General features: G+C 46.7%; 13 protein-coding genes. 8 read left to right on the top strand and 5 right to left on the bottom strand.

What is annotated here, in order from left to right; translation table 11 throughout:
- Positions 1-5 precede the first annotated feature (5 nt).
- The gene (locus tag GXP69_RS17100; protein WP_163916566.1) at positions 6-236 is read left to right on the top strand and encodes a hypothetical protein; all 231 of its coding nucleotides are present in this window, start codon (positions 6-8) and stop codon (positions 234-236) included.
- A 98-nt stretch (positions 237-334) separates the two neighbouring features.
- Positions 335-1,663 carry an MFS transporter gene (locus GXP69_RS17095; RefSeq protein WP_163916564.1) on the top strand — a complete coding sequence of 443 codons (1,329 nt, stop codon included), beginning with the start codon at positions 335-337 and terminating at the stop codon, positions 1,661-1,663.
- Between the two features lie 410 nt (positions 1,664-2,073).
- On the opposite strand, the gene GXP69_RS17090 is transcribed toward GXP69_RS17095, so the two are convergent.
- The 5 genes from GXP69_RS17090 to GXP69_RS17070 all read right to left on the bottom strand — a co-directional run bounded on the left by GXP69_RS17090 (position 2,074) and on the right by GXP69_RS17070 (position 10,747).
- Positions 2,074-4,443: a LysM peptidoglycan-binding domain-containing protein gene (locus tag GXP69_RS17090; protein WP_163916562.1), complete on the bottom strand. Its 2,370-nt coding sequence runs from the start codon at positions 4,441-4,443 to the stop codon at positions 2,074-2,076.
- Between the two features lie 274 nt (positions 4,444-4,717).
- The gene (locus GXP69_RS17085) at positions 4,718-5,362 is read right to left on the bottom strand and encodes an O-methyltransferase (protein WP_163916561.1); all 645 of its coding nucleotides are present in this window, start codon (positions 5,360-5,362) and stop codon (positions 4,718-4,720) included.
- A 79-nt stretch (positions 5,363-5,441) separates the two neighbouring features.
- Positions 5,442-6,674: a M16 family metallopeptidase gene (locus GXP69_RS17080; RefSeq protein WP_163916559.1), complete on the bottom strand. Its 1,233-nt coding sequence runs from the start codon at positions 6,672-6,674 to the stop codon at positions 5,442-5,444.
- A 968-nt stretch (positions 6,675-7,642) separates the two neighbouring features.
- Positions 7,643-9,097, bottom strand: a complete 1,455-nt coding sequence (locus tag GXP69_RS17075) for an OmpA family protein (RefSeq protein WP_163916557.1) — start codon at positions 9,095-9,097, stop codon at positions 7,643-7,645.
- A gap of 360 nt (positions 9,098-9,457) precedes the next feature.
- Positions 9,458-10,747, bottom strand: a complete 1,290-nt coding sequence (locus GXP69_RS17070) for an aminopeptidase P family protein (protein WP_163916555.1) — start codon at positions 10,745-10,747, stop codon at positions 9,458-9,460.
- Positions 10,748-10,956: 209 nt separating this feature from the next.
- Between GXP69_RS17070 and GXP69_RS17065 the strand changes: the two genes are divergently transcribed.
- From GXP69_RS17065 to rny, 6 genes are all read left to right on the top strand, one after another.
- Complete coding sequence (locus GXP69_RS17065; RefSeq protein ID WP_163916553.1) at positions 10,957-12,084, top strand: glycosyltransferase family 4 protein; 1,128 nt, start codon at positions 10,957-10,959, stop codon at positions 12,082-12,084.
- 123 nt (positions 12,085-12,207) lie between these two features.
- On the top strand, positions 12,208-13,002 hold the full coding sequence (locus GXP69_RS17060; RefSeq protein WP_235925808.1) for a hypothetical protein: 795 nt from the start codon (positions 12,208-12,210) through the stop codon (positions 13,000-13,002).
- Between the two features lie 629 nt (positions 13,003-13,631).
- Positions 13,632-16,052, top strand: a complete 2,421-nt coding sequence (gene pheT, locus GXP69_RS17055) for a phenylalanine--tRNA ligase subunit beta (RefSeq protein WP_163916551.1) — start codon at positions 13,632-13,634, stop codon at positions 16,050-16,052.
- 3 nt (positions 16,053-16,055) lie between these two features.
- A complete protein-coding gene (locus GXP69_RS17050) occupies positions 16,056-16,352 on the top strand; it encodes a DUF4349 domain-containing protein (RefSeq protein WP_163916549.1) in 297 nt (98 codons plus the stop codon).
- A gap of 56 nt (positions 16,353-16,408) precedes the next feature.
- A complete protein-coding gene (locus tag GXP69_RS17045) occupies positions 16,409-16,693 on the top strand; it encodes a cell division protein ZapA (RefSeq protein ID WP_163916547.1) in 285 nt (94 codons plus the stop codon).
- 99 nt (positions 16,694-16,792) lie between these two features.
- The gene (gene rny, locus GXP69_RS17040; protein WP_163916545.1) at positions 16,793-18,358 is read left to right on the top strand and encodes a ribonuclease Y; all 1,566 of its coding nucleotides are present in this window, start codon (positions 16,793-16,795) and stop codon (positions 18,356-18,358) included.
- Positions 18,359-18,787 lie beyond the last annotated feature (429 nt).

Raw genomic sequence — 18,787 nt, 5'->3', positions numbered from 1 at the left:
GAATTATGAATGAAACCCGCATAACGCAAACTATAGTTTCAGTTCATTCATGGGATGTTAAAATTACAGAAAAACGGGCGCTTACCCAAACTATAAAGCCCCTTTGGCTACAACAAAAAAGAGCTCAAAATAGTCTCGGGTTTTATACTATAGTTTTGATGATTGCTTATAGTTTCTGTCACGCAGCTATAGTTGCCCGAAGCTATAGTTTGCCTTATTTCCGAACCATAGAATAGCCATCAGCTAAACATACCACCGTTTTAAATCTTATAACTATAGTTGCGCTGTTGTGCGTAAGGAGTAAGTCATAGAAGAATCAGGTATAAAGAGAAGAATGGAATCTACAGCAAAACCGGAGAAGATTGGCGGGATGTTCAGGGCCTTGCGTTACCGCAACTACAGGCTGTTTTTTACAGGACAGGGCATCTCGCTGATCGGTACCTGGATGCAACAGATCGCGCTGAGCTGGCTGGTGTACCGCCTTACCGACTCTGTTTTCCTGCTGGGAGCTGTTACGTTCTCGAGCCAGATTCCATCGTTTTTACTCGGGCCATTTGCCGGTGTATTTGCCGACCGGTTTAACAGGCAGAAGATTCTGCTTATAACGCAAGGGCTTTCTATGGTACAGGCATCTACGTTGGCTTTTTTAGTGCTCACCGAAACGATAGAAGTCTGGCATATTCTGTCGTTGAGCGCGCTGCTCGGAACTATAAACGCTTTTGATATGGCTACGCGCCAGTCTTTTGTGGTAGAGATGGTAGACCAGCGTGAGGACCTGAGCAATGCCATTGCCCTGAACTCTTCGATGTTTAACATGGCGCGGTTGGTGGGGCCATCTATAGCCGGTGTTTTGATTGCGGCTGTGGGAGAGGGTATGTGTATCCTGATAAACGCATTGAGCTACATTGCTGTTATCTCGTCGTTGTTGCTGATGCGCCTGAAGCCATTTGTACCGGTAAAGACCGAAAGCAAAGTGTTTCAGTCCTTGAAAGAAGGCTTTGCCTATGCTTTCAGTTTTCCACCTATCCGCACGCTTATTTTAGTGGTTGGGCTTATCAGTTTGTTCGGGATGCCTTTTAGTGTTTTTCTGCCCGTGTTTGCCCGCGATATTCTGCATGGTGGTGCTAATACACTTGGTTTCCTGATGGGGGCATCGGGGGTAGGGGCGCTTAGCGGGGCGCTTTTCCTGGCACAACGTAAATCTGTTCTTGGCTTGGGCAAGGTTATCATTTTCACGATGTCCATCTTTGGCTTAGCCCTGATCGCTTTCTCGTTTTCTAAAATACTGATCTTATCGCTGCTGCTGATGCTCTTTACCGGTTTCGGAATGATCGTGACCATGGCATCGTGCAATACGCTGCTGCAGACGCTGGTGGACGACGACAAGCGCGGCCGGGTAATGAGCATGTATTCCACGGCTTTTATGGGGATGGCGCCTATCGGGAGTATGCTGGCGAGCTCGGTGGCTGAAAGTATTGGGGTAACTTATACCCTGGCAGCGTGTGGCTTTCTATGTGCGATTTGCGTAGTGCCGCTAGCTCTAAGTCTGCCCCGCCTGCGTAAAATGGTGCACCCTATCTATCAACGCTTAGGCATTCTCCCGGAAATAGCGACTGGTTTGCAGGCAGCTTCTAACTTAACTGCCCCACCTCAGAAAAGATAGCTTATAGTTGTAAGCTGATTCAAATAACGATTAACCCACCCCTACCCCCTCCGAGGAGGGGATTTGTTTCTTCTGATTTAAGTGAGACTATGGCGCGAGCGTCCTCGCTCGTGTCGAACTATAGTTGGGCCTCCGGCCCAGTAGGACTACAAATCCGACTTTATTTGTAAGTCACGGATCACAGATCCGCGCCAGAAGAAGATAAAATGAAATAGCTCTGCTCCTTAGAGAGGTATATTAGGGTATTCCCCTCCTCGGAGGGGGTAGGGGTGGGTTAGTAGCCCCAAGCACATTTCAATAGTCGCACCTAGGGCTAGTTTATAGTTGCAGGCATAAATTAAAAGAGCCAGCAGTTATAGCTGGCTCTTCCACCTCTCATGAAATTCTGAGATTATTTAAATCTAAAAATCTTAGTTCTTTTTCTTGATCAGGAGTTTTTCGCCTGGCTTCACGTTAAAGTCATCTTTCTTGTTCCACTCCATGATGTCTTTTATTGTTACACCATACTGGCGCGAGATCTTATACATGCTTTCGCCGGCTACAACCGTGTGGTAAGTGTCTTCGGTTATAGTTTGTACCGGAGCAGATTCTGTGGCCGGAGCAACTTCTGATTTAACTGGCGCACCGGCTGGTGGCGTAACTACCCATAGTTCCTGGCCAATAGAAAGTACACCTTCCGCCAGGTTATTCCACTGCTTCAACTCATCCAGCGTTACATTATACTTCTTAGATATCTGGTAAAGCGTTTCGCCGGCAGCAACCGTGTGCTTACCGCCAACTGGTTTCATTTCCTGTACTTCTTCTACCTCTTCCTCAGCAGGCTCAGTTGGTTGACTTGGTGTAAGGGGCTCAGCAATTATCAGTTCCTGGCCTAGTTTCAATGGACCTTCGCCAAGCTTATTCCAGCTGGTAAGGTCAGCAACTGTTACGTTGTACATCTTAGAGATGCCGTATAATGTCTCGCCCTGCTTGACAACGTGTTTAGCCGTTTTGGTTACAGGTACTACTTCTTTAACAGGTTCTGTAGCCTTTACTGGTTCAGCTGTTTTTGCATGCGTAGTAGTTGTTACTGGTTTCGCTGGTTCTGCTTTTACCGGCTCTTGTTTAGCCGGCATAGCTTTAGCAGGTTCTTGTGTTGGTGTTGTAGTGGTAGCTGGTGTAGTTTTAGCTGGATCCTGTTTCGGCGTAGTCGCTGCTGGCTTTGTGGCAGCAGGTGTTCTGCTGCCAGGGTACATGGCTTCTCGCGTAACAGGCTGCACTGGCTTTTCTTCTACTGGTGGCGCAATCTCTTCTATAGTTACTTTTTCATCTTCTTCTGTAACTATAGTTTCTTCTTTTATAGTTTCCTGTACTGTAGCTGGCTCTGTCTGCTTTTTGTTTTTCTTGAAGCTGTTGAAGAAGCGTGTAATCACGTTCTCTTTTTTGCCGTTGTCCGTTTGTCTGGCAGTTGTTGTCGTTTTTGCTACCGGCTTCACTTCGCTGGCAGCCATTTCCTGCTTGGCAGCTACCTGTTTGTTCAGTTCGCGTACCTCTACCGGTTTATTCAGCGGTCTGCGGTTTTTCAGCCATAACACACGACCAGGCACTGGTACTTCATTGCGCTTCATACGGTTTTTAAACACCAGGTGCTTTAACTGTATACCATAGTGCTGAGAGATCATCTGCATGGTTTCGCCGGGCTGCACCACGTGGAACTCAGCAGCAGTGGCGCTGGTACCTTTTCTCTCGGTATAGTATGCTACGCCGGCCTCAATCTTGTCGAAACTGCGCAGGTCGTTATACTTTAAGAATTTGCGGGTTGAGATTCCGGCTTGTAATGCCAGTTTATCTTTATTGTCGCCCTGGCGTGCTACTAATGCATTCAGGCCGTTACGAGTAACCATGGCCGCTGCTGCGCTGCTGGCCTTTTGCTTGCTGCTGGCAACCGGTAGGTTTGTTGTATTTTCGTTTGATGCCAGAATTACACGCTCTGCACCACGCAAAGGCAGCATTACATAGTAATCCTTGTCTGATGGAATGGTGCTACCCAATAGCCATTTGTTGTATTTTTCTAGTTCTGCAAAATCTGTTTTGTTATCCAGTGCTATCTCGGCAAGGCTTTGGCCAGGTGTGGCACGCAGCGGCTGAAGCGCAATAGCTGGCTTGGCATTTCTGCCAACATGGTTTTCGTAAGCAATTTTATGGGCCAGGAAAGTAAGCAGGTACTCGTGCGTTTTCTCAGTTACGGTCATTTTCTTGACACCGATGTCGGATGTTTTAGTAGCTGCTTTTGCACCACTATAACCCAGGTAGTAAGATAAAATGGAGTTGAACCAGTTGTTATAGTAGTTGTTGCTGCGCTTAAAGTACCTGGCAGCGCCACGGCTGGCTTCCAGAATATGCTTGCGCTCATCTACCACATTATCTACACGCAGGTTAAAATCTGACGCGGCTTCGCGTTTAAACTGCCAGTAACCAACCGCATTAGATGTAGAAACAGCATCGCCTATCAGGCCGCTTTCCTGAAGCGACAGGAATTTAAGGTCAGCAGGCACGCCCTCTTCTTTAAATATCTGATCGATCAGTGGGAAATAAGCATCTGCCAATTCAACCTTCGCCTGGAAATAGGTCGGGTTTTTATGCAGGGCATCCACTTTTTTCTGGATCACTTGCTGGGCACCATCCGAAATGGTAAGGTGTATATCCGCGAAATACACATTCTGGGGAACCACTACGGTCTGCTGCGCCCACGCAAACAAGGGCAGAAACAATAAAATAAAGAGGGTAGAGAGCTGTCTCATAAAAAGGTAATATTATACTTTGGCTTATGGTATTCTGGCTATAGTTGCTGTTGAGGCAACCGGAAGTAATGGGCTAATTTATAGTTTGTTCTATATAGGAAGACCCAATTGCAAAAATAAAGCAAAAAGGTCCGTATTCTAAAACCCTTTGCCAAGTTTTTAATATAAAATAATTGCTGAATATAATTTTGAAGGCAGAGTTGTAGAAACTATAAGTGGTCCGGAAAATTTCCATATTCCAGACCACTTATAGTTTGATGCTATAGTTCTATTCTTACTTCTTCCGGGCAACCAGCAACCCGTCACGCACAGGCAGCATGATGTTTTCAACCCGCTCGTCGTCGTGCACTTTTTTATTAAAGGCCAGCAGGGCTGCTGTGTCTTCGTCTAGTTTCTTTCTGTATTTCTCCAAAACTTTGCCACTCCACAGTACATTGTCGGCAATTATGTAGCCGCCCGGGCGCACTTTATCGATCACAAGGTCGTAGTAGGCAGCGTTGTTAATTTTATCGGCATCTATAAAAACCAGGTCGAAGGTGGCGTTTATAGTTGGGATGATGTCAAGCGCGTTGCCAATATAATATTTTATAGTTTCGGATAAGCCGGCTTCAGCAAAATAACCACGCACGCGGTCTTCCAGCTCTTCATTTATATCAATTGTATGTAGGGTGCCACCTGCCTGCAGGCCTTCGGCAAGGCAAAGGGCCGAATAGCCGGTATAGGTGCCGATTTCCAGAATTTGATTCGGTTGGATCATCTGCGAGAACATAGCCAGTAAGCGCCCCTGCAAATGGCCCGAAAGCATGCGTGGCTTCATCACGCTCAGGTGTGTCTGGCGGTTTACCTTGCGCAGCAGTTCACTTTCCGGCGAAGTATGGTCCTCGGCATATTGCTGCAATTCTTCGTCAATGAATTCCATCTTTTTTAAATTGTTAAATTGTTGATTGCTAAATTGCTATTGTGGTTTTTAACAATTTAATCATTTAGCAATACAGCCATTAATTAGGCACATAGTTCAGGAAGCTGAGTTGATCTTCGCGCAGCACGTCATTGGCAATTTCTATCAGGTGTCCCGAATCTATACTCTTTATCTTATCGAAAATCTCGTTCAGTGGCTCTACTTTGTTCTGATCCAGTATGCTTTTACCCAGCATCATCATCAGGCCCATGTTGCTTTCTTCGGCCATGGCCAACTGACCCATTAGTTGCTCTTTGGCGGTGTGCAGCTGCAGCGAGCCAAGCGGCTTTTCGCGCAGCTTTTTCATCTCTTTTAGTACAAGCGATGTAGTGCGTTTCAGTTGTTTTTTCTCCGTGCCGAAGTAAATTGAGAATAGACCTGTATCAATATAGGTGGCGTAGTTGGCATCGATGGTATACACCAACCCATGCTTTTCGCGCACAGCCAGGTTAAGGCGTGAGTTCATGCCAGGGCCGCCTAAAATGTTTACCAGCATAAAAAACGGGATGCGGCGGTCATCGGCTAGAGCATAGGCCGGGCAGCCAATCACGCAATGTGCCTGCGAAATAGGCTTTTCTATAGTAATAGATTGTGGCTGGTACTCCAGGAATGGCACCCGCTCGCGGCTCCTGGTTATAGTTGGGATATCTGCCAGGTACTTATAAGCCAGTTTCAATACCTTCTCGAAAGGCCAGTTGCTCACAGAGCAGAATGCCATGGTATCGGTACTCAGGTTGCGGTCTATAAAATTCAGGAAGTCCTGTTTTTCAAATCCTGAAACACTTTCTCGGGTGCCCAATATGTTATTCCCCAGCGGATGGTTCCCGAAGACTACGTTGTCGAATTCATCAACTATAGCTTCTTCAGGTGTATCAAGATACATCGCCATCTCCTCCAGAATTACGCCGCGCTCTTTTTCAATTTCTTTTTCCGGGAAAACGGATCGAAAGGTAATATCTGTAAGGAGTTCGAAAGACCGTTCGAAATGTTTGTCCAGCACCGAACTATAGAAACAGATCTTTTCTTTGGTAGTGTAGGCATTCAATTCGCCCCCAACCGACTCCAGGCTGTTTATAATATGGAAGGACTTGCGCTTGGCAGTACCTTTAAAAGCCATGTGCTCCCAGAAGTGCGCCAGGCCCAGTTCGTGGAGAACTTCATCGCGGCTACCAATATCCATAATAAAGCCGCTGTGGGCTATTTTGGTGTGGTTCACCTGCTTATGGATAATGCGGATGCCGTTTGGTAATGTATGTAAATGGTAATCAAGCATTCAGTTCTGAATTAGCCTGCAAAGGTACGGGAAAGAGTGTTAGTTTAAAATTACAATCTGTTATTTCAGCGCCTTATTACTAATCCGGATTTTACTTCTTTATAAGGATTTGGTTTTATGCTCAAGCTATAGTTCTCGTTTGTCATGTCAAGCGTTAGTCGAGACATCTTATATGTTCTATAGTTTACTTTATTGTCATTTCGAACACAGTGAGAAATCTATCTCAAACTATAGTTGAAGCTACACTTCTATAGCTAACTGTAGTTACCACTTGTTACAAGCAGTTTATACTATAGTTACCTTTTATCCTGGGAGCTTTACTCACCTATCGTTTTATAGTTGGCTTTGGTGCGCTCACGGCCGCGGGGCCCCGTCTTGGGTAGGGGCCCTCGATAAGGGCATCGCGCGGTGTACATTTCTTTTGCTCCTATTGTCGCAATGCCTGACGGCACCGGAACCTCTCGAGGCGCTCAACCCAAAGACTGTGATCTTTCGATAGCTAAGCCATAGTTTAGTTGAGCAGCTATAGTGCTGTCGCCTTTGCATGGTAGTAGTTCCTTAGGGCAGGCGCTGCCTGCCTGGTTTTGGTCTGTAGCTATAGCACGATAGTCCAACTATAGAATGAACAGAAATTCCCCTCTTGGGAGGGGTAGGGATGGGTTAATTGCCAACTATAGAACTATAAGGCAAACTATAGCAATAGCTCAAAGTCCCCCTTTGAAGGGGGTAGGGGGATGACAAACAGCAATTATGGAACTATAATTCTAACTATAGCGAAGGCAAAAAGCTTCCCTCCTTGGTTAAGGAGGGGGTTAGGGGTGGTTGGACCTTCGCAAACTATAGAACTACAGCCTCGGCTATTGCCAAAGCTCTAATCCCGGAAATTAGAATCCCAACCACACACTACTACAAAAAAAGCGCCCCGGCAAATGCCAGGGCGCTTTTGAATTGACGCTAATCTATTCTATTTAATCCATATTCAGCTTCATGTCCGGAGTGTTTAGCTCGAAACCAACTCGTCTGTTTTTAGCTCTCGCGCTTTCTGTTCTGCGTTTAGACAGTCGCTCGTTTACTTTAACAAGTGGTTGTGTTTCACCATAGCCACGCGTTACCAGTCTGTCAGGGTTTTGTACACCACGCTCGATCAGGTAATCTTTTACAGCCTGTGCTCTACGCTCAGACAGTGCCTGGTTGTATTCCGCAGAACCAATGTGGTCAGCGTGACCTTTGATCAGCAGTACATGGTCAGGGTATTTCTCAAGCGCTACTACAATGCTATCCAGTAGTTGCTTGTAACCTTCCTGCACACGGGCACGGTCAAACTCGAAGCGTACTTTCTCTTCCATCAGCTTCAGTGTAGCAGCATCCAGTTCAGGGCAACCACCTTTATCAGCCGGACCGGCAGAGTTAGGGCATAGGTCTTCGTTATCCGGAACACCGTCACCGTCAGCGTCTGTTGGGCAACCATCTGGGCCAGTCTGTACGCCAGCCGGAGTGTCAGGGCATTTATCGTCGCGGTCAGCTACACCATCACCATCTGAGTCAGGGCAACCTTGCGTAGCGGCAGTACCAGCTTCATCTGGGCACTGGTCGTCTTTGTCAGCAACGCCATCGCCATCACGGTCAGGGCAACCCTGCAGGTTAGCTACGCCAGCCTCGGTAGGGCACTGATCCTGGTAATCCGGAACACCGTCACCGTCAGTATCAATAGGGCAACCGTTCTTATCTACCTGTACGCCGGTTGGAGTGTCAGGACACTTGTCGCGTCTGTCTGGCACACCGTCGCCGTCAGTGTCTGTGGCTTTGCCAAGGTTAAAACCAAGGCCAAAGTTGTGCTGTAAGAAGCGGTCGTTATCGCCACCTTTCTGTCCATCAAAGCCATCGTTGCCTGTAAACAGGTAACCGGTTTGTACGAAAGCGCTTACCACATCAGAGAAGCGCAGGCGAATACCGGCACCACCCATAAGGGCACTTGTTGTAAAGTTGTCGTCAAAAGCTGTTCCGTTTACAGAACCGTCAGCTGAAGCAAATGCAAGACCACCCGCTACTGTCAGGTATGGTCCGATAAAAGCATCCTCTTTCAGGATTTTACCATACATTTTAAGACGCAGGCCAAGCATAGCAGTACCAATGTTCGCATCCATACTGCTTGCTCCGTTCACGGCATCAGCGCCGCCATAAGTGAGGTGTAAGCCAGCATCAAAAGATGGGCTCAGGTAACGGTTAAGCGAGATTCCCCCGCCCCACTCCATATCTTTCTCAAAGAACTGGTTTCCAAGCTCCCCTTTATATTGAAGAGCACTACCATATATCTGGAGGTTTGTCCGTCTATCAGCATTTTGTGCAAACAAGGCTGTATTCGCTGAAAGCAGAAATACAAGCACAAATGCTATTGCACTAAATTTTGTTAATCGTGTTCGCATAGTTTTATTGAGTATATGTTGATATGTCAATACGTACATATTTCGATCAGGTTTATACGTACGCTAATAATAAATTGTACAACAAGCATAATTGGAGTACTGCCGAAACAGTTTTTGAAAAGTGTAAAATCTTGTCATAAGCAAAGTCTTTAATTCTTCTCCGCCATCTGGGCAGCGGCAACGTGGGGTGTCTTCTGGTTCAGAAAATTGTATCTTATATTTCAACTGATACTACACTACAAGGTTTTACAGGTGCCTATAAATTTATGTTACATACAGTACAGGGTGGTAAGAGCACAAAAAAAGACTGCCGGCACAAAACCGGCAGTCTTATAAAATTGGTCAACTTGCTATAGTTACCTATTTCTTCATCAGGCGCTCTATGTCGTCGGCTTCTAGCGGAATGTCCTTCATCAGGTCTACCGGGCCGTTTTTGGTTACCAGAATATCGTTCTCCAGGCGCACGCCAATGCCCTCGTCCCAGATATAAATACCCGGTTCGCAGGTAAATACCATGCCCTCTTCAAACGGACGATATTTATTGCCCACATCATGCACATCCAGCCCTAAGAAGTGTGAAGTGCCATGCATAAAGTACTTTTTGTAAAGCGGTGCAGCTGGGTCCTGGTTGCGCACATCGTTTTCGTTCAGTAAGCCCAGGCGGATAAGCTCGTTCTCCATCAGGGTGCCTACAAAAGCGTGATACTGATCCAGTGTGTTGCCTGGCACCAGCATTTGTGTTGCTCCTTTCATAACGCGCAGTACAGCTTCATAAACATCGCGCTGGCGCGGGGTGAATTTACCGTTAACCGGCACCGTACGGCTCAGGTCCGATGCATAGTTGGCATACTCTGCACCAAAGTCCATCAGCAGCATATCGCCGTCTTTACATTCCTGGTTATTATCTACATAATGCAAAATGCAGGCATTAGACCCCGACGCTATGATAGAGCCATAAGCCGGCCCGCGCGAACGGTTGCGGATAAACTCGTGCCATAGTTCAGCTTCTATCTCGTATTCCATTACGCCCGGCTTAATAAAGTTCAGCAGTCTGCGGAAACCAAGCTCGGTAATGTGGCAGGCCTTGCGGATTAGGGAGATTTCTAGGTCTGATTTGATAGCGCGCAGGTAGTGCATGATCGGCGTGCTGCGCTCCAGTTTGTGCAGCGGATAGCGCTCTTTCACCCATTTAATGAAGCGTGCATCGCGGGTTTCTACTTCCACTACGGCGCGCAGGTGCTCGTTGCTGTTCAGGTACACATGCTCAGCTTCGGCCATCAGCGTGTTCAGTACCGACTTGAATTCGTGTGTCCAGAGTATGGTTTTAATGCCCGACACTTCCTGTGCCTGCTGCTTTGTTAGTTTATAGCCTTCCCAGGTCAGGATGTGGTCGTTGGTTTCGCGCACAAACAGCACTTCTTTCATGCGCTGGTCCTTTGCATCCGGGAATAAAATCAGAATGCTTTCTTCCTGGTCCACGCCCGACAGGTAAAACAGGTCGTTGTTCTGGCGGAATGCCATAGAGCCATCGGCGTTTGTTGGCATTACATCGTTGGAATGGAAGATAGCGATAGAGGATGGTTTCAGCTCTTTTGTGAAGTTGCGGCGGTTGTGCACAAACAACTCATTGCTGATAGGCAGGTATCTCATGTATTTTCTTTCGGTTAACAGAAGGTTAAATTAAACACTTCTCTTTAAACATAACTTAAAACTACTATTTATCTCTAAATTTAGGAATTGATTTGATCAAATTATCCGGTTACTACCTTGCTGAGGCCTTTTGCTGAACTATAGCAAGTCCTGCCTTTAATGCCTGATCAAAACGAAGAATACACTTTATAATTATTACAAGGCCTCTCATGAAGATAGGATTTGATGCCAAACGTGCTTTTACCAATACTTCCGGCTTGGGCAACTATAGCCGATTCACGATCACTTCGCTTGTAGAGTTGTTTCCGCAGAACGCGTACTTCCTGTACACACCAAAGCGGCACGAACTTTTCCGGGATCTGTATACTCCTTATAATAATGTCAGGGTGGTGGAGCCGCAGGGCATCTGGAGAAAGCTTTCATCTTTATGGCGTGTCTTTCAATTGGCATCAGAAGTAAAGCACCAGCAGCTTGATATTTTTCATGGCCTTAGTAATGAGCTTCCGGCAAACATAAGCAAGCATGTTCCGAGGGCGGTGGTAACTATACACGACCTTATTTATTTAAGGTATCCGGAGCTGTTTAAACCTGCCGACCGCCTGATCTATGACAAAAAGTTCAGGAGTGCCTGCAAGCAGGCGCATCGTATTGTAGCGATCAGTGATCAGACAAAGAACGATTTAGTTGCGTTTTTTGGTACAGACCCGGCCAAAATTGAAGTGATTTACCAGGATTGTGACCCGGTTTTCCACCACCCATGCGATGCTGAAACCCTAAAGAGGATAAAGCATAACTATGGGCTTCCGGACAACTACCTTTTATGTGTAGGCACACTAGAGCCGCGTAAAAATCAGCTGAACCTGTTAAAGGCCTGGCACGAGTCTGGTGCTGATCTGGAATTAGTATTTATAGGGAAGAAAACAAAATATGCTGATGGCCTGAGAGCATATATAGCACACCATAAGCTGGAGGCGAGAGTACACTTTATGCCTTATATACCCTTCCAGGAGTTACCTGCTTTTTACCAGATGGCTACCGTTTTTGCTTACCCTTCTATATTTGAGGGGTTTGGTATTCCGATTGTGGAAGCGTTGAATAGCGGTGTGCCGGTTATTACATCCAAAGGCTCCTGTTTCAGCGAAGCCGGCGGAGACGCGGCCATCTACATCGATCCGGATAATGTGCAGGAACTAGCTGCTGCAATAGCCAGGGTAGGGCAAAGCGAAACGTTGCGGCAGCAAATGATACAGCAGGGATATGCGCATACACTGAAATTCCGGCCTGAGCACACCATCACGCAACTCTACACGTTATACCAGCAACTTTTAAAAAATTAACCGCTCAGGAGGTAGCGCTTCTGCAAATTTACTTCAGCGCTGCTTCGGGGTAACGATTTGAACTATAGTATTTTATTTAATCCAACCTTTTAATTTGAGGCTCCTCAGGTGCCTGCCCGTAAAATGAGTAACCGTATTATTGAGCTTTTTATGCTGAATGCCGGAAAGCGTAGTGCCCTGTATGTAACTATAGTTTTAAGTTTTCCTGTCCTGCTTTCTGGTTGTGTGTCGGCCTACATGCCTAACGTACCCAATGTACCCATGTTTACACAAAAAGGCGAGGTGAGCGCCGGAGGCCACGTTTCGCTGAAGGGAAATATTACTTTTAACACCGCCTATGCCGTGTCAGACCATTTTGCCGTGGTGCTGAACGGCTCTATGCTGAACAGCGAGCGCCGCAAACGCGATTTCAGACATAATTTACTTGAAGCTGGTGGTGGCTACTTTACCACTTTTGGTCCGGATAACAACCGTATCCTTGAAATTTATGCCGGATATGGCGGAGGCTCCAGCGACCGCACCGAGAAAGAGGAACATAAGGAAACCGGCGAAATGACCTATAACCGCCACGAAGCGAAGTTTAGCAAATATTTTACGCAGGTAAATTTCACGTCTAAAAAGAAGCGGTCGCTGAGCCTTTTTAGCCGCGAGTTTCCGCTGAACTATGGTACTGCGCTTCGCGCCAGCTACGTAAACATGCACGACTATAAGCTGAATAGTTTGCCCGCTGCCGAAGAAGATAATATTTTCCTGGAGCCCATTTTCTACACACGCCTCACCCTTAATCCATCGGTACAGTTGCAGTATACTACCGGCACTACCATCGGCCTCAAAAACCGCGAAACCCTTACCGCCGCCTACTCTGTGTTTGCACTTGGGTTTGTAATTAATGTAGGCGGAAGAGATCTGAAGAAGTAATGTGTGTCTGAATCAGAATTTACAGGATTAAAACTTTTGCTATAGTTGGCAGCTATAGTTTTATAATTAGCATTTTTAACCCACCCCTACCCCCTCCCGAGAGGGGACTTTCTGTTTTTGCTTTAGTTCAGACTATCGTGCTATAGTTACAGAGCAGGCAGGCGCAGCCTGCCCCACGAAACTACGACCACGGAAAGGCGATGCAACTATAGTTCATCAAACTATAAACTATAGCCTAAGCTATCGAATGATCTCAGTCTTTGGGTTGAGCGCCTTGTAGATTTCTGGTGCCGCCAGGCATTGCGAGGGACGAGCAAAAGAAAGGTACACCGCGCGATGGACGAAGACGGGGCCCCGCGGCCGTGAGCGCATCAAATCAACTATAAAACAATAGGTCAGTTGAGCTCCCAGGATAAAAGGTCACTATGGTACGAACTGCTTATGGCAAATGGCAGCTATAGTTAGCTAAAGGACATAGAGATGTCTCGGCTTCGCTCGACATGGCTAAATATAAACTATAAACCTCCACAATTTTACACCACTTGCAGCAGGAAACAGAATAATGCTTAATTTTGAAGTTAACTGGCTCAAACGATAGAGCTAAACTATAAAAGATTAAAAATTACGACATGCTGATCTCACTCGACTGGTTAAAACAGCTGATACATATAGATAAGAACGCGGGAGAAGTTGGTGCTTTGCTAACGGGCGCTGGCCTGGAAGTAGAAGGAATTCACAAACTGGAAGCTGTTAAAGGCGGCCTGGAAGGCATTGTGATAGGCGAAGTACTGACCTGCGAACGCCACCCGGATGCAGACAAACTAAGCCTGACTACCGTGGATATCGGTGCCGGAGAGCCGAGCCAGATTGTGTGTGGTGCGCCAAACGTAGCTGCTGGCCAGAAAGTGGTGGTAGCAACCGTAAACAGCACACTTTACCCAACTGGTGGTGAACCGTTCAAGATTAAGAAGTCTAAAATACGTGGCGCTGTTTCGGAGGGAATGATTTGTGCCGAAGATGAGATTGGTATTGGTACGTCGCATGCCGGCATTATGGTGCTGGACACCGACTTGCCAAACGGAACACCTGCTGCGGAATACTTTGGATTGAACCCGGATGAAGTTTTTGAGATTGGTTTAACGCCAAACCGTGCTGATGCAGCATCGCATTTCGGTGTTGCCCGCGACCTGCAGGCACTGCTGAAAACTCCTGCTACATTGCCGGATGTTTCTGCTTTTAAAGTAGAGAATACCAACCGAACTATAGCTGTTGAAGTTGAGAACCTGGAAGCTTGTCCGCGCTATGCTGGTGTAACTATAACCGGCGTAAAAGTTGGCCCGTCGCCGGAGTGGCTGCAGAAAAAACTGCGCGCTATCGACCTGTCGCCGATTAATAATATAGTTGACATTACAAACTATGTGCTGCACGAACTGGGCCAGCCGCTTCATGCTTTTGATGCAAACCAGATTAAAGGCGATAAGATCATCGTTAAAACTATAGCAGAAGGTACTCCTTTTGTAACGCTGGACGATGTAGAACGCAAAATGAAGGCTAACGACCTGATGATCTGCAACACTGAAGAGCCAATGGCAATTGCCGGTGTGTTCGGAGGTAAGAAATCAGGAGTTTCGGAAGAGACCACAACTATATTTATCGAGAGTGCTTACTTCTCGCCGGATTATGTGCGTCGCACAGGTATGGTACATGGTCTGAAAACAGATGCATCTTTCCGTTTCGAACGTGGTACTGATCCAAACATGGTCATCACTGCCCTGAAGCGTGCTGCTCTGCTGATGCAGGAAATTGCTGGTGGCCTTATCTCTTCTGAAATAGTGGATGTTTATCCAAACCCTATCCAGAATACGGAACTGAGCCTGAGCATTGAGCGCACGCACCAGTTAATCGGGCAGTACATCGGTTCGGAGCGTATTAAAACTATACTTACGGATCTGGGCATTGAAGTAAAAGGTGAATCTGAAACGCACCTGGAGCTGTCTGTACCACCATTTAAAGTGGATGTGAAGCGCGAAGCTGATGTAGTTGAAGAAATCCTGCGCATCTATGGCTTTAACAACATCGAGGTGAGCGAGCAAATGGGCACTTCGTACATGGCCAGCTTCTCTAAACCTTACCCGGAAGATGTGACCGATGGCATCATGGATTACATCGCTGACCAGGGCTTCCATGAGATCATCACCAACTCTATAACCAACTCCAACTACTATAAGCCAGCCGGCGATGCTGAAGTGGCAGGCTTGGTGAAGGTTTTAAACTATAACTCCGAAGACTTGGACGTGCTGCGTAAGAGCATGGTGTTTTCGGGGCTGGAAGTGCTGCGCCGCAACATTAACCGCCGCCAGCGCGACCTGAAATTATTTGAACTGGGCAAAACTTACCAGCGACTGGAAGACGGTACCACCAAAGAGAGCCGCCGTTTGGCACTGTACATGGCCGGTAACTTGACTGCCGAAAGCTGGAGACAGCCGGGTGCTAAAATGGCTTTCCATGACCTGGCCGCTGTAGTGCAGAACATACTGCGCAAACTGAACGCTTCGGATTACGAAACACAGCCGCTGCAGCCAAACCCATACATGAAACAAGGTGTGGCTTATGTAAAAAATGGAACTATAGTTGCCGAGATAGGGCCGGTTGATGCGGGTGTAGCGAAGTTTATGGAAGTGAAGGAACAGGTTTGGTACGCTGAACTGAACTGGGATTACCTGCTGAAAAAATACAAAGCTAACCTTGCTGGCGAAGAACTGCCGAAATTCCCGGAAGTGCGCCGCGACCTATCCCTTGTATTGGATAAGAATGTTACCTTTGACCAGGTGAAGCATATTGCCTTCAGAACAGAGCGCAAGCTGCTGCAGGATGTGAACGTGTTTGACGTGTACGAAGGCGATAAGATAGAACAGGGCAAAAAAGCGTATGCCATTAGCTTTACGTTGCTCGATAAACAGCAAACCCTTACCGATAAAGTAATTGACTCCACCATGACACGTTTGATGCAGCAGTTTGAAAAACAGTTAGGAGCCTTTATCCGCAAATAAGCCATGGCAAAGGAAGCGCAATTACAACAGTTAAAGCAAATTGAAGATAAATTACGGAAACTGCTAAGCCGCTATGCCGATGTGCAGCAGCAGCTTAGCAATGCCCGCGACGAAATTAAACTCCTGGAAACACAGCTGGACGAGAAAGATCAGCAAATAAAAAATTTTCAAAATCAGGAGAATATTGTTAAAATTGTAGACACGATAGCAGGAAATCCTGCAAATTCGACTGAGTTAAAGCTGAAGTTAAACGAATATATCAGAGAAATCGATAAGTGCATTGCTTACCTGCGCGACTAGTAACCACATGAGTTACAGTGCAGAAAAGGTGAGCAGGAACTATAAAAACGCAACGGATGAGTGAATTATCGATAAAGATTCGCATCGCAGAACGCGAGTATCCGATGCGGGTAAAGGAAGAAGAAGAAGAAAGACTCCGGATAGTGGGCAAGGTGTTGAATGAGCGCCTGAAGTACTTTAAGGATCAATTCGGAATCCAGGATAAGCAGGACCTTCTGGCAATGGTTGCTTTTGAAACCATGGTGGAAAAAATGAAACTGGAAGAAGACAAAAACAATCATCTTTCTAAGGTAGGCCAGCAGCTGAATGTGCTGGATGACCTGCTTTCGTCGGTAAAATAATCTTACTGACTACCTTTACTTCGTAGCTAAAACAGCTTTAAACCCGTCTTATTGCAGGCACTGCTCATGTGTTTTTAACAAACTTAAAAACATGTTAACATGCCCGATATTCTATCCATTTTAATCACAGCTATTGTAGCGCTCGGTGTGGGCGTTTACATTGGGCGCGTGCTGCTGCAAAAAGTATACAAGCAGCAGGAAAATGCCGCCCGCCAGAAAGCAAAAGCAATTATCCGCGAAGCCGAGATAAACGCTGAAGCTATCAAGAAGGACCGCATGCTGGAGGCTAAGGAGAAATTCCTGAAGCTGAAATCTGAGTTTGAAGAAGAATCAAACAAGAAGAAAAACATTATCATCCAGAACGAGAACAAGGTAAAGCAGCGCGAGCAGCATGTTACCAAGCAGATGGAAGATAACAAGCGCCGCGAGAACGAGCTGAACAAGGAAAAAGAAGCTTTAAACCTGCAGCTGGATCACTTGCACAAGCGCAAAGAAGAAGTAGAAAACCAGCATAAAGAAGTTGTAGCCCAACTCGAGAAAATTGCCGGTTTAACTGCAGCCGAAGCCCGCGAGCAACTGGTAGATGCCCTGAAAAACGAGGCTACTACACAGGCATCATCGCACATCAAGGACATTATTGCGCAGGCGAAACTTACCGCTACCAAAGAGGCTAAGAAGATCGTTATCGAAACCATTCAGCGTACAGCTGCTGAGCATGCCATCGAGAACTGCGTTTCGGTATTCAACATCGAGAGCGACGATATCAAAGGTAAGATTATTGGTCGTGAAGGCCGTAACATACGTGCCCTTGAAGCTGCTACCGGCGTTGAAATTATAGTTGATGATACCCCGGAAGCCATCATTATCTCTGGTTTCGATCCGGTTCGCCGTGAAATTGCGCGTCTGTCGCTGCACCGTTTGGTTGCCGACGGTCGTATTCACCCGGCCCGTATTGAAGAGGTTGTTTCCAAAACACGTAAGAACATTGAAGAGGAAATCGTAGAGATCGGTGAGCGTACTGCCATTGACCTTGGTATCCACGGCCTGCACCCAGAGTTGATCAAGATGGTGGGTCGTATGCGTTTCCGTTCTTCTTATGGCCAGAACCTGCTGCAACACTCGCGTGAGGTTGCCAACCTTTGCGCTACCATGGCTGCCGAGCTTGGCCTGAATGTGAAGCATGCTAAACGTGCCGGTTTATTACACGATATCGGTAAAGTAACGCCAGACGAGCCGGAACTGCCACACGCCATCATCGGTATGGAGCTTGCCAAGAAGTACAAAGAGCATCCGGATGTGTGCAACGCCATTGGTGCCCACCACGACGAAATTGAAATGACTGCGATGATCTCTCCACTGGTGCAGGCTTGCGATGCTATTTCAGGTTCTAGGCCGGGTGCCCGTCGCGAGATCATGGAGTCGTATATCAAGCGTCTGAAAGAACTGGAAGAAGCTGCTATCTCTTTTGAAGGTGTAAACCAGTGCTACGCCATTCAGGCCGGCCGTGAGCTGCGCGTAATGGTAGATGCCGATAATGTAACAGACGAAAAAGCTGCACAGCTTTCATTTGATATCTCGCAGAAGATCGAGAAGGAAATGCAATACCCGGGTCAGATCAAGATCACGGTTATCCGCGAAATGAGAGCGATCAGCTACGCGAAATAATTAGGATATACTTTTAGCCAAAGTAGGCCGCTTGTTGTACTGAGCTACAGCAGGCGGCTTTTTCTTTTTATAGTTTCTATTTAGTTATCGTTCTTGTGAGAGCTATAGTTTCTACTCCTGTCATTTCGAGTATGGTGAGAAATCTATCTGAGCTTATAGTTATTTCTTTGTCTTGTCGAGTAGTTATTTCTTTGTCATCCTGAGCGAAGCCGAAGGATCTTATGTGTTCTGTAGTTAACTATAGTCACTACTTGACACAAGCAACTCATTCTATAGCCACCACATATCCTGGGAGCTCTATTAGCCTATAGTGGTCATATCTAGCTTTGGTGCGCTCACGGCCGCGGGGCCCCGTCTTCGTCCATCGCGCTGCTGCCTTCTTGCTCTCCTCGTTCCTTGGATTGCCTGGCGGCACCGCAACAAGTCAAA

Origin of the sequence: Pontibacter burrus, from assembly GCF_010686685.1 — a bacterium.
GTDB classification, from domain to species: Bacteria; Bacteroidota; Bacteroidia; order Cytophagales; family Hymenobacteraceae; genus Pontibacter; species Pontibacter burrus.
This window is presented reverse-complemented; position numbering and strand designations above follow the sequence as displayed.